Origin of the sequence: Nocardioides sp. NPDC127514 (assembly GCF_040302125.1) — a bacterium.
Taxonomy (GTDB): Bacteria; Actinomycetota; Actinomycetes; order Propionibacteriales; family Nocardioidaceae; genus Nocardioides.
In genome coordinates this window covers 127,209-140,932 of record NZ_JBEORF010000003.1, presented here as the reverse complement: position 1 = coordinate 140,932, position 13,724 = coordinate 127,209, and the positions used below count along the sequence as shown (strand labels likewise).

Genomic DNA, 13,724 nt, shown 5'->3' with positions numbered 1-13,724 from the left:
GTTGGGTCAGCTGTCCTCCGACGGCGTGGTCGAGCGGCTCGCGCCGCCGCGGGTGCGGGTCACGACCTTCGGCGCGGGGGTCGAGGCGGTGCCGTTGCTGACGATCGGCGCCTCGGACTTGGTCGCGGTCATCACCGCGCCCTCGCCGGTGCTCACGACCTCGCGGCGGGCTCCGCGGCGCTGCCGGGTGACCACCTTGGGCTTGGAGTCGACCGGCTCGGCCGCAACCGGCTCGGCCACGATCGGCTCCGGCTTCGACTCGGGCTCGGTCGCCTCGGGCTCGACGGCCGGGGCCACGGGAGCGGGCTCCTCCTCGGCGACCGGCTCGGTCGTAACCGGCTCGGACGGCGCCGGCTTCGACGCGGTCGAGCTGCCGACGACAGCGGCCAGGACCGGACGGCCGGTGGTGGCGGCACGGCGGGTGCGCGTACGCGTGGTGACCTTCGGGGCCTCCGGCTCGGCCGGGGTCGTCGGCTCGGCCGGAGTCTCGGCGGCCGGGGCCTCGGCGGGCGTCTCGACCGGCTCGGTCACCGGGGTCGACGCCTTGGACCGGCGCGAACGGGTGCGGGTCGTGACCTTGGGAGCCTCGACCGTCGCCGGCTCGGCCGCGGCCTCGACGGGCTCGGCGACCGGGGACTCGGCGGGGGTCTCGACCGGCTCGGCGACCGGGGCAGACGCCTTGGACCGACGCGAACGCGTGCGGGTCGTGACCTTGGGAGCCTCGGCGGGGTCGGCGGGGGTCTCGACGGGCTCGACGACATGGGCAGCCGGCTCGTCGGTCTTCTCCACGCTGTCGCTCTGTCCGGCCATGGCGGCGAACTCGGCGGGCGTGGGCGTCTTGGCGGACTCCTCGACGGGCTCGGCGCGGTGCTCGGTGCCGATCTCGTCCTTGCCCTTGCCGCGGCCACCGCGACCGCCACGACGGCGCGAACGCGGCTCGTCGGGGGCGACACCGGAGGACTTGCCGGCCTCGACCGGGTGCTCGTGGATCACGAGGCCACGGCCGCCACAGGCGTCGCAGTTCTCGGAGAAGGCCTCGAGCAGACCGGTGCCGATCCGCTTACGGGTCATCTGCACCAGACCCAGCGAGGTGACCTCGGCGACCTGGTGACGGGTCCGGTCGCGGCCCAGGCACTCGACCAGGCGACGGAGCACCAGGTCACGGTTGGACTCGAGGACCATGTCGATGAAGTCGACGACGATGATGCCGCCGATGTCGCGCAGCCGGAGCTGGCGCACGATCTCCTCGGCCGCCTCGAGGTTGTTCTTGGTGACCGTCTCCTCCAGGTTGCCCCCGGAGCCGGTGAACTTGCCGGTGTTGACGTCGACGACGGTCATCGCCTCGGTGCGGTCGATGATCAGCGAGCCACCCGAGGGCAGCCAGACCTTGCGGTCCAGGCCCTTCGCGATCTGCTCGTCGATCCGGTACGCGGCGAAGGCGTCGGCCTCGCCGTCGTACTTCTCCACCCGCTCCTCGAGGTCGGGGGCCACCGACTGGACGTAGTCCTTGACGGTCTCCCACGACGAGTCGCCGGAGATGACCAGCTTGGCGAAGTCCTCGGTGAACAGGTCGCGCACGACCTTGAGGGTCAGGTCGGGCTCGCCGTAGAGCAGCTGCGGGGCGTTGCCGTTGGCCTTCTTCTCGATGTCCTCCCAGCGCGCCTTGAGCCGCTCGACGTCACGCGTGAGCTCGTCCTCGGCGGCGCCCTCGGCAGCGGTGCGTACGATCACGCCGGCCGTGTCGGGGACGATCTCCTTCAGGAGGGTCTTGAGGCGGTTGCGCTCGGTGTCGGGCAGCTTGCGGGAGATGCCGGAGGTGGTGCCGTCGGGCACGTAGACCAGGAAGCGGCCGGCCAGCGAGATCTGCGAGGTCAGGCGGGCGCCCTTGTGGCCGATCGGGTCCTTCGTCACCTGGACGAGCACCTTCTGGCCGGAGGTCAGCACCGACTCGATCTTGCGGGGCTGGCCCTCCTTCCAGCCGAGCGAGGCCCAGTTGACCTCACCGGCGTAGAGCACCGCGTTGCGGCCCTTGCCGATGTCGATGAACGCGGCCTCCATGGAGGGCAGCACGTTCTGGACGCGGCCGAGGTAGACGTTGCCGATCAGGCTGGTCTGGCTCTCGCGGGCGACGTAGTGCTCCACGAGCACCTTGTCCTCGAGCACCGCGATCTGGGTGAGGTCCTCACGCTCGCGGATCACCATGACGCGCTCGACCGACTCGCGGCGGGCCAGGAACTCGGCCTCGCTCACGATCGGGGCGCGACGGCGACCGGCCTCGCGGCCCTCGCGGCGGCGCTGCTTCTTGGCCTCCAGGCGGGTCGAGCCCGCCAGCGCGGTGATCTGGTCGTCACCGGTGCGGCTCTGGCGAACCTTGGTGACGGTGTTCTCCGGGTCGTCCCCGGCGGCGGCGTCGCCCGAGGCCTCGCCGGCCCGGCGGCGACGACGGCGACGGCGCGAGGAGGTGCTGCCCTCGCCCTGCTCGGCGTCGGCGTCCTTGCCGGCGTCGTCGCTCTCGTCGGTGTCCTCGGACCTGTCCTCGGTGTCGGACGCGTCGGAGCCGTCGGCGTCGCCGTTGGCACCCTTGCGACGGCGGCGGCCGCCACGGCGGCGACGACGACGGCCGTTGCCGCCACCCTCACCGTCGTCGGCCGAGCTCTCGTCGGACTCGTTGCCGGTCTCGGACTCGGTCTCGGGCTCGGTGTCGGTCGCCTCGGGCTCCTCGTCGGCGGCCTTCTCCTCGACCGGCGCCGCGTTGCGCGAACCGCGCTTGCGGGTCCGGGTGGGGGCCTCCTCCTTCGCCACCTCAGCGGCGGGCTCAGCGGCGGGCTCGACGGCGGGCTCGGTGGCCTGCGGCTCCACCTCGGCGGGCGTCTCGACAGCGGCCTCGACAGGCTTCTCGACGGGCTTCGGCTCGGCGACCTTGCGCGTACGCCGGCGGGTGGTCGTCTTGGTCGGCGCCTGGAACAGCACCGCGGGGGCCGGCGGACCGGCCTGCTCGGCCCCGGTCTCCTCGAGGGTCTCGTCGGCGACCTCCTCGGCGGGGGTCTCGACGGGCTCCACGGGCTCGACGACGGGCGCGGCGGCCTTCTTGGCGGCCGTCTTCTTCGCGGTGGTCCGCTTGGCGGCGGTCTTCTTCGCAGCCGTCTTCTTGGCCGGAGCCTCGACCGTCTCGGCGGGAGTCTCGGGGGTCTCGGAGGTCTCGGAGGTCTCGGCCTCCGGCGCGGCGGTGGTCTCGGTGGTCTCGACCTCGGCCGGAGCCGGAGCGGCAGCCTTCTTGGTCGTACGCTTCCGGGTCGTCTTCTTCGCCGCCGTCTTCTTGGCGGGGGCCTCGTCGGCCTCAGCGGCCTCGGCGGTCCCGTCGGCGGGCGCCTCGGCAGCCTCAGCCGGGGCCGCGGCGGCCTTCTTGGTGGTGCGCTTGCGCGTGGTCTTCTTCGCCGCGGTCTTCTTCGCGGGGGTGGTCTCGCCGGTCGCTTCCGCGTCGGTCGTGGGGGTGTCGGTCACCGGAGCCTGCGCTGTTTCAGCGTCGTTCTCGGTGTTCTCGACAGTGGTCTCGTCGGCCATGCCGTTCTCCTCATCCAGGACCTTCACAGGTGCCGGATAGTCAGGTGCCGGGAAACGGGCGCTGCGCAGTATCTAACTTTTTCCACGTAGCAGCCGCGTCGCGGCGCAAAGCTTGTCAGGGGCGGCGGCATCCTCCGCAGCGGTGCGTCACAGGCAGCGGTTCGTCACCTGCCGCGGTCGCTCGGCCGTCCGGGACCTTCCCGGGCGAGTCGCTCTCACTGACCTGCTAGGCCTGCGTCGCGGTCTGGTGACGCCCTACCTCCTGTGTGCCGGAGTGCGGCCCCGGAGGACCCACGCCGGCGAGGCGTCGTCGGACTGTCCATTCCTCGGGGCGGGCCCGATTGTTTGAGCAGTCGTCTCGGAGTATCGCATACACCCTGTCAACAGATCGATATCTGGGACGACGTACGCCCCTGGACGGACCTGCCAGATCATCCCTCGGGCTGATTCGCGCGCCGGGCCGCGCGCCTAGGCTCGGCCCGTGATCCAGCTGCGCAACCTCACCAAGAGGTATGGCGACAAGACCGCCGTGGACGACCTCACCCTCGATCTCGAGCCCGGCTCCGTGACCGGCTTCCTGGGCCCCAACGGCGCCGGGAAGTCGACCACGATGCGTCTCATCCTCGGCCTCGACGCCGCGCCGTCGGGCACCGCGACCGTCGACGGCAAGGCGTACGCCGACCTCGACCGTCCCGCGCACACCATCGGCGCGCTCCTGGACGCCAAGGCGGTCCACCCGGGCCGTTCAGGACGGGACCACCTGCGCGCGATGGCTCGCAGCCAGGGCATCGCGGACCGCCGCGTCGACGAGGTCCTCGAGCTGACCGGCATGACCGCTGCCGGCCGCCGCCGTGCCGGGACGTACTCCCTGGGCATGAGCCAGCGCCTCGGCATCGCCGGCGCGCTCCTCGGCGATCCCAAGGTGCTGATGCTCGACGAGCCGGTCAACGGCCTCGATCCCGACGGCGTGCGCTGGATCCGTACGCTGCTGCGCGGCCTCGCCGCCGAGGGCCGCACCGTCTTCGTCTCCTCCCATCTGATGAGCGAGATGGAGCAGACCGCCGACCGGCTCGTCGTCCTGGGCCGCGGGCGTCTGGTCGCCGACGCACCGATGAGCGAGTTCCTCTCCCCCAGCGGCACCCGCGTACGCGGCCCCGAGCTCGGCCCGCTCGCCGAGCTGCTGGCCGGTCACGAGGTCACCTGGAACGGCGAGAACGAGCTGACCGTGGCAGTGCTGCCCCCCGAGGAGGTCGGCACGCTCGCCCATCGCGCCGGGGTGCTCCTGCACCTGCTCGAACCCGTCGAACCGACCCTGGAGGAGTCCTACGTGAAGCTGACCGCGGATGCCGTCGAATACTCCGCCGGAGGTGCCGCATGAGCGCCCTCGCCCGGGTCGTGAGCTCGGAGTGGCTCAAGATCCGGACCGTACGCTCCTCGCTCTGGTTCCTCGGCGGCGCCACCGCGATCATGCTGCTGACCTCGCTGCTCCAAGCCGACGACGGCGACCCGTCGGCGGTCGCCTCCACGGCGTCGGTGATCGGGTCGACGCAGTACTTCGTCCAGTTCCTGGCCGCCGCCTTCGGCATCCTCGCGATCACCGCGGAGTTCGCGTCGCGCTCGATCACCGTCACCTTCGCCTGTACGCCGTCGCGGACCCGGGTGCTGAGCGCCAAGGCACTGGTCGTCGCGGCGAGCGTGCTGGTGGCCGGGGTGGCCGTGGCCGGGCTCGGCCTGCTGGCCGCCGCGATCCGGCTCGGCGAGCTTGGCGACCTCACCGGCGACGACGTCGCACTCGTCCTGCGGCTCGGGGTGTTCCTGGCACTGCTCGCGACCGTCGGCCTCGGTTTCGGCGGCCTGTTCCGCCGCACCGCCGGCGCGCTCTCCTTCGTGCTCTTCCTTCTGCTGCTGATGCCGGAGCTGCTCGGGCTGCTCGCCCAGCGGTTCGGTTGGTCGTGGCTGGAGACCGCGATCGACTACACCCCGGCACCGGCCGGGTACGCGCTCGTCGCGGGTGACTGGCTCTTCGGCGGCGTACTCCTGATCTGGGCGGTCGGGCTGGTCGCCGGCTCCGCCTGGGTGCTGCGCCGCCGCGACGTCTGATCCTCGCCTGCGTACTCGCCGCTACGGGAGCCGCGCGTCCTTCATCTGCCGCGAGGCGTACACGTTGGTGATCACGACGCCGTCCAGCCAGGCAGTCAACCGCTCCGCCTCGGCCTCCAGCGCCGCGCGGCCCGCGGCGCCGATGTCGTGGCGGAGGATCACCCGCACCGTCGCGTCCGCGTCCTGAACCCAGCAGCCGACGATCCGGCCGTCCCACCAGGCGGTGTTGCCGGCGTTGCCGTTGGAGTCGAAGAGGTACGCCACGTCCTCGGCGTCCAGATAGAACCCGCGCTCCTTCCACCCCATGACGGTGGGGTCGAGGGTGGGCAGCAGCGCGGCCCACGGCTCGGTCTCGGGCTCCGGCGAGGTGGCGATCGGGTCGTCGGGAAGGACCCATCCCGTGCCACCGCCTTCGAGCCCGACCTCGGCGGCGCCGACCGCGGCGAGCGCGGCCCGTACGGCCGTCTTCGTGGACCCGAGCCACCAGACCACGTCGGCCTCGGTGCCCGGACCGAAGGTCCACAGCCAGCGGCGGACGAGCTCGGCGTAGCCCTCGGCAGAGGCGAGCGGGACCGGCACCTCGTCGAGCCATGACTCGGTCAGCGTCCAGGCAGGCTTGTTGAGCCGCCAGTGACCGAGGTTGGTCGCCCGCATCAGCCGGCCCTGCGCGGCGAGGGTGCCGATCACCCAGCGGCCGATCGCGAACTCACCGCCCCACTTCTTCCCCGGCGAGCCCATCCGGAAGCGGGCGTCGAGCTCCGGGACCAGCTCGCGCAGCTGCGTCGTGGTCCGTGGCTCTCCGTCGGCCAGCGCGGCCAGCGTCGCCGCGTACGCCTTCTCGATCCAGCCGTCCTGGTCCTCGTGAATGCCGCCGGCGGTCAGCCACTTGTGGAGGTTCTTCTCCTCCTGGGCGGCCACCCGGGCCGAGGCGCTCCCCAGCGCGGCCGGCAGCAGGTCGCGCGGGAAGGCGAAGAGGGTACGCCGCATCGCCAGCTGCTTGACCAGCGACCGCTGCTCGTAGAGCGCCCGATCGACGTCCTCGACGCCGAGGTCGTGGACCCGCGCGTGCAGGGCGAGGTGGACGGTCGCGGCCTCGGTCGCGTGCCAGGCGGTCATCGCCTGCGTCGCGGCCGCGACGTCGGCGTACCTGTGGGCGGGGGCGAGTCCGTGCCGGCGGGCCAGCCTCGCCCGTCGCTCACGGTCGGTGACCATTCTCATCGGCAGAGCCTCACCCAGGGCACGTTAGTGGAGCGGGTCGCCGATCGTGCCGGAAGCCTCGTCGAAGACTCCCTGGCTGAGCCGGGTCAGCAGCGGCAGCCCACCGTGCTCGGGGCCGACCTTCAGGCCGCCGACGCGCTCCAGACCGGTGACGACGTCGTCGGGACGTACGGTCGGGGTGCCGTGCTTGAGCAGGAGCTCCAACCGGGAGCCACGCTCGCGAGGCGCCGACCTGAGGCGTACGACCGCGCTTCGGGCATCGAACTCGCGCAGGCCCTTCTTGGTCATCCGGGAGACGATGACCTCCTCGGCTCCGAGGAACGCCTCGACGGCCGCAGCGGCGTCCTCCGGTGCCGTCGGCAGGTCGATGATCCACTCGCTGCCGGTGAGCAGGTCGGCCAGCGCACCCTTGGGCGAGGTGGCGGTGTCCACGACGTCGATCAGGTCGAGACCGTCGGGCATGACCTCGTCCAGGGCAGCCTTGGTCGCGGCCGGGTCGACCGTCTCGCGCAGTCCCAGCTCGACGTACTCGGCCTCGCTCGCCGCTCCCGTCGGAGCCGCACCGGCGTAGGAGATCCGCGGGTGCGGGTTGAAGCCCGAGGAGTACGCCACCGGGATCCGGGCCCGCGCGACCGCGCGCTCGAAGGCGCGGCTGAAGTCGCGGTGGCTGGTGAACCGGAGCCGGCCGCGCTTGGCGTAGCGGATGCGGAGGCGCTGGACCGGCGGGGCCTGCTGTTCGGGCTGTTGACGCACGAGGTCGATTATGTCGGTCCGGGGGCGCGATCACCCATCCGGCGAATGGAAAGCGAACGGTCTGTAACGGTTTGCGCACCAAAAATGGGAGACTCGCGCGGTGAGCCACCACAGAAGCAGGAAGTTCTCGGTACGCCTCAAGGAACTTTTGCCGATCTTCGCGGTGGTTCTGACGGTCGGCGCCATCGCCGCCCTGACCGTCCTCGCGCCCCGGCTGAGCGACTCCAGGCAGGCATCCGCGGACGCCTCCTCCTCGCCGAGCGCCGATCCCGAGGCCAGCCCGTCGGCCTCCGCCTCGGCGTCGTCGAAGCCGCTGCCGAAGTTCAAGACGCTCGACGCACCGCCGACGATCGACAAGGCCCCGAAGAAGCCGAAGATCGACCCGTGCGCGGTCCCGCGCAACCTGACCGTGATGACCTTCAACATCAAGGGCGGCCGGGTCTCCCCCGGCGAGCTCGGCGGCATCGCGAGCGTGATCCGGGCCTCGGGCGCCGACGTCGTACTCCTCCAGGAGGTCGACCAGAACCGCCGCCGCTCCGGCAACGTCGACCAGCCGGCGATCATCGCCTCGCACCTGGGCATGCAGTCGGTCTTCGGCGCCAACGCCTACATCACCGATCGCGGCGGCTACGGCACCGCGATCCTGTCGCGCTTCCCCATCGCCGAGTCCGGCAACACCCACCTGCCCAACCGCGACGGCAAGGAGCAGCGTGGCGTGCTCCGGGCCAACATCATGGTCGAGGGTCAGCGACTGGTCGTCTTCAACACCCACCTCGACCACACCTCCGACTCGCTGCGGCAGGCCCAGATCGGTGCGGTCATGGCCAAGGTGAACGCCTACGACGGCGCCAAGCTCCTCGGCGGCGACCTCAACGCCGGTGACGGCTCCAGCGTCCTGGGCACCGCACTGGCCACGCTGTCCGACGCCGGCGCCTCTCTCGGCGCCAGCCACGACGGCGGCGGCCGCGTCGACTACCTGCTCCCCAACTCCTGGCTCTCCGCCGGCGACGGCAACGTCACCCCCACCGGCCTCTCCGACCACCACGCGGTCAGCATCGACTTCGCCATGCGCGGCGCCGCGGACTGCTAGGACGGATTTTCCGCGGCGCGGGATCGTCCGCTGTGGGACCATCGAGAATGTCCTCCAACGCGCCGCCTCCGGGGTACGGCTCCGACCCGTACCAGCAGGTGGTGCCCGGCAGCCCGACTCCACCACCACCTCCTCCTCCTCCTCCGCCGCCGCCTGAGCAGCCCCCGTCGCAGACGATGGCCGTCGTCGCCCTCGTCCTGTGCTGCATCGTCTTCGTGCCGCTCGCGATGATCGTCGGCATCGGCCTCGCGATCGCGGTGCTGGTCAAGTCCACGCCCGGGCGGAACTACGGCACCGGAAAGGCGATCACCGGCATCGCGATCGGCGTGTGTGGGCTGATCATCTCGATCGGGCTGTTCGCGTGGCTCTCCTCGATGCGGACCGGCTCCAACGTCGACCGCGACGAGGACGGATCCGCCACCTCCAGCGGTACGGTGCTGACCACCGCGCTGCGGGTCGGCGACTGCTTCAACAGCAAGGCCGAGGTGCCCGAGACCGAGGTGGTCATGGTGGGCACCGTCGACCTGGTTCCCTGCGCCGAGTCCCACGACTGGGAGGCTTTCCACGGCTTCGAGCTCGAGGACGGCCGATGGCCCGGGGACGCGGAGGTCGCACGCCTCGCGGAGGGCGGATGTGTCGAGGCCTTCTCGGGCTTCACCGGCCAGGCCTACGAGGAGAGCACCCTCGAGGTGTACTTCTTCCTCCCCGTCGCGGAGAGCTGGGCCGAAGGCGACCGCGAGGTGCTGTGCAACGTCGGCACCGGGACGCCGACGACCGGGTCGCTGGAGGGCTCGCCGTGACGACGGACCCCGGCCGGCGTCAGTAGCGCTCGACCGACACGGTCCGCTCGGGCGGGTCGTACGCCTCCGGCCAGAAGTCGGTGACACGTGTGATCCGTCCGGCGTCGATCTCGAGGAACGTCTGCGACTGACCCGACTCGTCGCCCATCCGCCAGTCGAACCAGACCACCGCGCGCTCGTCGTCGGCGATCACCACCTTCGGTGTCAGGTGCCACTCTCCGGGATAGGTCTGATTGAACTCGAGGAACGACGCGCGCCCCTTGATCAGCTCGCGCGTCTGCGGCATGTCGTAGACGACGTCGGCGGCCAGCAGCGCCGTCCAGGCGTCCCAGTCCCGCGCCTCGAGGAGCTCGAGATATCTGCGTCCCAGTGCACTGTTGTCCGACATGGCGGCAACCTACCGGTGGGCGAGCGAGCGCGTGGGAGACTTCCCGCCGTGATCGAGTTGCGCCCCGCGGTTGTTGCTGACGTCCCCTCGCTTCTGGAGCTGTGGGAGGTGGCTGCGGAGAACGACTCGCGGCCGACGGACTCCGCGGCGAAGGTCGAGACGCTGATCGCGCGCGACCCGGAGGCCTGCACGGTCGCGGTCACCGAGGAGGGCCGCATCGTCGGCTCGTTGATCTCCGGCTGGGACGGCTGGCGCGCCCACCTCTACCGGCTGGCGGTCCACCCCGACGTACGCCGCCAGGGGCTGGCCCGCCGCCTCCTGGACCACGCCGAGACCCGCCTCGTGGCGCTCGGCGCGGGCCGGATCGACGCGATGGTCCTGGAGGGCAACGACCTGGGACAGTCGCTATGGAAGAGCTCGGGCTACGAGTCGCAGGCCGCGTGGCGCCGCTGGGTCCGCCCGGTCGGCTGATCGGCGGGTAACCGGTCGCCAAAGGGACCGAGTCGGGTCTACCTTCAGCGGATGGATTTCCTGACTCCCGAAGACCTCCCCGCACCCGCCGGCTACAGCCACGCGGTGATCACCGACCCCGGCGCCCGGCTGGTCGTGACCTCGGGCCAGGTCGGCGTCACCGACGAGGGCGCCGTGGCCGACGGCTGGGAAGCGCAGACCCGGCAGACCTTCGTCAACCTCGGCGTGGCCCTGGCTGCTGCGGGCGCGAGTTGGGCGGACGTGGTGAAGCTGACCTACTTCGTCGTCTCCACCACCGAGCTGCCGCTGATCCGGTCGGTGCGCGACGAGTTCGTCGACCTCGCGCACCCGCCGGCCAGCTCGCTGGTCCAGGTCGCCGGCCTCTTCCGCCCCGACGTACTCATCGAGATCGAGGCGACCGCCGCCATCAGCTGACCGGTCAGCCAGATCAGGTACGCCGACTCATTCCGGGGACGCCCAGGCGCTCGATGCCCTAGCCTCCGCGCCATGGATCACCCGCCGGCGGCGCTCAGCCCACAGGCCGAACAGTCGTCGCACCTGGCCTGGGTCGCTCTGGCGCTCACCTTGGTGTGGGTTCCTCCGCTCGGTCTGCTGATCGGTCCTCTGGACACGTTCTTGGGCCTGGCGTGCACATTCGGCGGCACGACCCTCGCCATCGTTGTGCTCCTGCGCTCACGCCACGGCGTCGACCACGGCAAGGTGCCGGCGTCGATCGCCTTGGCAAGTGCCGCGCTGCACCTGGCTGTCACTCTTGCGCTCGGCCTGATCCTGGTGACGACCACAGAAGCCATAGACGTTCCCGTGGTTGCGGAGGACGATATCGACATGGCGGAGGATCCCGGTTGGCCCGTTCCTCCGAAAGAATCCGTCACCGGGGACTGCCTGCTGAGTATCGAGAGCCCAACCCTCACCTCCTGCGACGAGCCTCACCGGGTGGAGGTCGCGGGCACCTACACGCTTGCCGACAAGGGCTGGTTCGAGGATGCGGAGGCCGAGGCTGATCCGCTCTGCTCCAACGCCGTAGCGAAGTACCTCGGTATCTCCGAGGACGAGGCTGCCTGGCGCTACGGATTCTCCGTCTCCGGAGACGAGCCCTACGTGGTCTCCTGCTGGGCCGTCTCCGAAGACTCCGTCACCGGCACGATGCGCGCCAATCGACCCTGACCAGGACCTATGCCGTCACAATCCCCCATGTGCGGGGAAATGACAGCTGAAGTCGCGCCGGTCCCTGCCACTTCCGTGCACATGCGAGAAAGTGACGCCTCCCAGACGAGTCGTACGACTCAGACCACGCTGAGCGGCAGCAGCTTCTTGCCGGTCGGGCCGATCTGGATGTCGGTGTTCATCTCGGGGCAGACGCCGCAGTCGTAGCACGGGGTCCAGCGGCAGTCCTCGACCTCGATGTCCTCGCCGTCGGCGACGGCGAGGGCGTCTTCCCAGTCGGCCCAGAGCCAGTCCTTGTCGAGGCCGGAGTCGAGGTGGTCCCAGGGGAGGATCTCGTCGTACTCACGCTCACGGGTGGTGTACCAGTCCAGGTCGACGCCGGTGCCGGCGAGACCGGTCTCGGCGGCGGTCATCCAGCGGTCGTAGGAGAAGTGCTCGCTCCAGCCGTCGAAGCGGCCGCCGTCGCGCCAGACGTGTTCGATGATGCGGCCGACCCGGCGGTCGCCGCGGGACAGCAGGCCCTCGACGATGCCGGGCTTGCCGTCGTGGTAGCGGAACCCGATCGCGCGGCCGAACTTCTTGTCGGCACGGACCACGTCGCGTAGCTTCTGCAGCCGCTCGTCGGTGGTCTCGTGGTCGAGCTGGGAGGCCCACTGGAAGGGGGTGTGGGGCTTGGGTACGAAACCACCGATCGAGACGGTGCAGCGGATGTCGTTGCGGCCCGAGACCTCGCGGCCCTTGGCGATGACCTTCTTCGCCAGCTCGGCGATCTGGAGGACATCCTCGTCGGTCTCGGTCGGCAGGCCGCACATGAAGTAGAGCTTCACCTGGCGCCAGCCGTGGGAGTAGGCGGCACCGACGGTGCGGATCAGGTCCTCCTCGGTGACCATCTTGTTGATCACCTTGCGCATCCGCTCCGAGCCACCCTCGGGGGCGAAGGTCAAGCCAGAGCGACGGCCGTTGCGGGAGAACTCGTTGGCCAGGGTGATGTTGAAGGCGTCGACACGGGTCGAGGGCAGCGAGAGCGACACGTTGGTGCCCTCGTAGCGGTCGGCCAGGCCGGTCGCGACGTCACCGATCTCGGTGTGGTCCGCCGAGCTCAGCGAGAGCAGGCCGACCTCCTCGAAACCGGACTTGCGGATCCCGTTCTCGACCATGTCGCCGATGGTGGTGATCGAGCGCTCGCGTACCGGGCGGGTGATCATCCCGGCCTGACAGAAGCGGCAGCCACGGGTGCAGCCGCGGAAGATCTCCACCGAGAACCGCTCGTGGACGGTCTCGGCGAGCGGCACCAGCGGGTTGCGCGGGTAGGGCCAGGCGTCGAGATCCATCAGGGTGTGCTTGCGCACCCGCCACGGGATGTCGGGGCGGTTGGGGACCACTGCCTCGATCTGGCCGTCGGCGGCGTAGTTCACGTCGTAGAACTTCGGGACGTAGACGGCGCCGGAGACGGCGAGTCGCCGCAGCAGCTCGTCGCGGCCGCCGGGGCGGCCGTCGTTCTTCCACTCACGCACGACCTCGGAGATCTTGAGCACGACCTCCTCGCCGTCGCCGAGCACGGCAGCGTCGAGGAAGTCGGCGATCGGCTCCGGGTTGAACGCGGCGTGGCCGCCGGCGAGCACCACCGGGTCGTCGTCGCCGCGGTCGACCGCATGCAGCGGGATCCCGGCGAGGTCGAGCGCGTTGAGCATGTTGGTGTAGCCGAGCTCGGTCGAGAACGAGAGCCCGAACACGTCGAACGCCTTCACCGGACGGTGGGCGTCGACGGTGAACTGCGGGATCGGCCCGTGCTCGTCGCCCTCGCGCATGATCTTCTCGAGGTCGGGCCACACGGCGTAGGTGCGCTCGGCGGCGATCCAGTCACGCTCGTTGAGCACCTCGTAGAGGATCTGGACACCCTGGTTGGGCAGGCCGACCTCGTAGGCGTCGGGGTACATCAGCGCCCACCGCACCTCGACCTCGTCCCACTTCTTGACGGTCGAGTTGAGCTCCCCACCGACGTACTGGATCGGCTTGGACACCAGCGCCAGGCGCGGCTCCAGCCGAGGGAAGACAGACTCAGGAACGAGGTCGCTCTGGGCGACGGTCACGATGGGCACCTCAAAGCTCGGGAACGATCAACCCCAAGCGTACGCCGCCTCCTGACTCCCCTACCAAA

At 70.6% G+C, this 13,724-nt stretch carries 12 protein-coding genes; 7 read left to right on the top strand and 5 right to left on the bottom strand.

What is annotated here, in order from left to right; translation table 11 throughout:
• Positions 1–6: 6 nt before the first annotated feature.
• The gene (locus ABTX24_RS03430) at positions 7–3,561 is read right to left on the bottom strand and encodes an Rne/Rng family ribonuclease (RefSeq protein ID WP_350837432.1); all 3,555 of its coding nucleotides are present in this window, start codon (positions 3,559–3,561) and stop codon (positions 7–9) included.
• 481 nt (positions 3,562–4,042) lie between these two features.
• Between ABTX24_RS03430 and ABTX24_RS03425 the strand changes: the two genes are divergently transcribed.
• Positions 4,043–4,939 (top strand): ABC transporter ATP-binding protein, encoded by an 897-nt coding sequence (locus ABTX24_RS03425; RefSeq protein ID WP_350837431.1) that lies wholly within the window; start codon positions 4,043–4,045, stop codon positions 4,937–4,939.
• Complete coding sequence (locus ABTX24_RS03420; protein WP_350837429.1) at positions 4,936–5,661, top strand: ABC transporter permease; 726 nt, start codon at positions 4,936–4,938, stop codon at positions 5,659–5,661. The genes ABTX24_RS03425 and ABTX24_RS03420 overlap by 4 nt, the downstream gene beginning before the upstream one ends.
• A 21-nt stretch (positions 5,662–5,682) precedes the next feature.
• Here the strand turns inward: ABTX24_RS03420 and ABTX24_RS03415 are convergent, their stop codons facing one another.
• Together ABTX24_RS03415 and ABTX24_RS03410 are read right to left on the bottom strand one after the other, a co-directional pair.
• On the bottom strand, positions 5,683–6,879 hold the full coding sequence (locus ABTX24_RS03415) for a winged helix DNA-binding domain-containing protein (RefSeq protein WP_350837427.1): 1,197 nt from the start codon (positions 6,877–6,879) through the stop codon (positions 5,683–5,685).
• A gap of 24 nt (positions 6,880–6,903) precedes the next feature.
• Positions 6,904–7,632, bottom strand: a complete 729-nt coding sequence (locus tag ABTX24_RS03410; protein ID WP_350837425.1) for a TIGR03936 family radical SAM-associated protein — start codon at positions 7,630–7,632, stop codon at positions 6,904–6,906.
• Between the two features lie 100 nt (positions 7,633–7,732).
• On the opposite strand from ABTX24_RS03410, the gene ABTX24_RS03405 reads away from it, so the two are divergent.
• On the top strand, positions 7,733–8,722 hold the full coding sequence (locus ABTX24_RS03405; protein WP_350837423.1) for an endonuclease/exonuclease/phosphatase family protein: 990 nt from the start codon (positions 7,733–7,735) through the stop codon (positions 8,720–8,722).
• 47 nt (positions 8,723–8,769) lie between these two features.
• Complete coding sequence (locus ABTX24_RS03400; protein ID WP_350837421.1) at positions 8,770–9,522, top strand: DUF4190 domain-containing protein; 753 nt, start codon at positions 8,770–8,772, stop codon at positions 9,520–9,522.
• A gap of 19 nt (positions 9,523–9,541) precedes the next feature.
• On the opposite strand, the gene ABTX24_RS03395 is transcribed toward ABTX24_RS03400, so the two are convergent.
• The gene (locus ABTX24_RS03395) at positions 9,542–9,910 is read right to left on the bottom strand and encodes a nuclear transport factor 2 family protein (protein WP_160024648.1); all 369 of its coding nucleotides are present in this window, start codon (positions 9,908–9,910) and stop codon (positions 9,542–9,544) included.
• Positions 9,911–9,958: 48 nt separating this feature from the next.
• Here ABTX24_RS03395 and ABTX24_RS03390 point away from each other — a divergent pair, with 48 nt between their 5' ends.
• From ABTX24_RS03390 to ABTX24_RS03380, 3 genes are all read left to right on the top strand, one after another.
• Positions 9,959–10,381, top strand: a complete 423-nt coding sequence (locus tag ABTX24_RS03390) for a GNAT family N-acetyltransferase (protein ID WP_350837419.1) — start codon at positions 9,959–9,961, stop codon at positions 10,379–10,381.
• A gap of 51 nt (positions 10,382–10,432) precedes the next feature.
• A complete protein-coding gene (locus ABTX24_RS03385; RefSeq protein ID WP_160024650.1) occupies positions 10,433–10,816 on the top strand; it encodes a RidA family protein in 384 nt (127 codons plus the stop codon).
• Positions 10,817–10,888: 72 nt separating this feature from the next.
• The gene (locus ABTX24_RS03380) at positions 10,889–11,566 is read left to right on the top strand and encodes a hypothetical protein (RefSeq protein WP_350837418.1); all 678 of its coding nucleotides are present in this window, start codon (positions 10,889–10,891) and stop codon (positions 11,564–11,566) included.
• A 119-nt stretch (positions 11,567–11,685) separates the two neighbouring features.
• Here ABTX24_RS03380 and ABTX24_RS03375 read toward each other — a convergent pair whose 3' ends face one another.
• Positions 11,686–13,656, bottom strand: coding sequence for a TIGR03960 family B12-binding radical SAM protein (locus ABTX24_RS03375; protein WP_201451078.1), 1,971 nt, complete (start codon positions 13,654–13,656; stop codon positions 11,686–11,688).
• Positions 13,657–13,724 lie beyond the last annotated feature (68 nt).

What these genes read in the sequence shown, in the direction of transcription:
- ABTX24_RS03415 (WP_350837427.1), bottom strand. Translation starts at nt 6,879, where the DNA reads ATGAGAATGGTCACCGACCGTGAGCGACGGGCGAGGCTGGCCCGCCGG.
- ABTX24_RS03380 (WP_350837418.1), top strand. Translation starts at nt 10,889, where the DNA reads ATGGATCACCCGCCGGCGGCGCTCAGCCCACAGGCCGAACAGTCGTCG.
- ABTX24_RS03385 (WP_160024650.1), top strand. Translation starts at nt 10,433, where the DNA reads ATGGATTTCCTGACTCCCGAAGACCTCCCCGCACCCGCCGGCTACAGC.
- ABTX24_RS03420 (WP_350837429.1), top strand. Translation starts at nt 4,936, where the DNA reads ATGAGCGCCCTCGCCCGGGTCGTGAGCTCGGAGTGGCTCAAGATCCGG.
- ABTX24_RS03430 (WP_350837432.1), bottom strand. Translation starts at nt 3,561, where the DNA reads ATGGCCGACGAGACCACTGTCGAGAACACCGAGAACGACGCTGAAACA.
- ABTX24_RS03395 (WP_160024648.1), bottom strand. Translation starts at nt 9,910, where the DNA reads ATGTCGGACAACAGTGCACTGGGACGCAGATATCTCGAGCTCCTCGAG.
- ABTX24_RS03400 (WP_350837421.1), top strand. Translation starts at nt 8,770, where the DNA reads ATGTCCTCCAACGCGCCGCCTCCGGGGTACGGCTCCGACCCGTACCAG.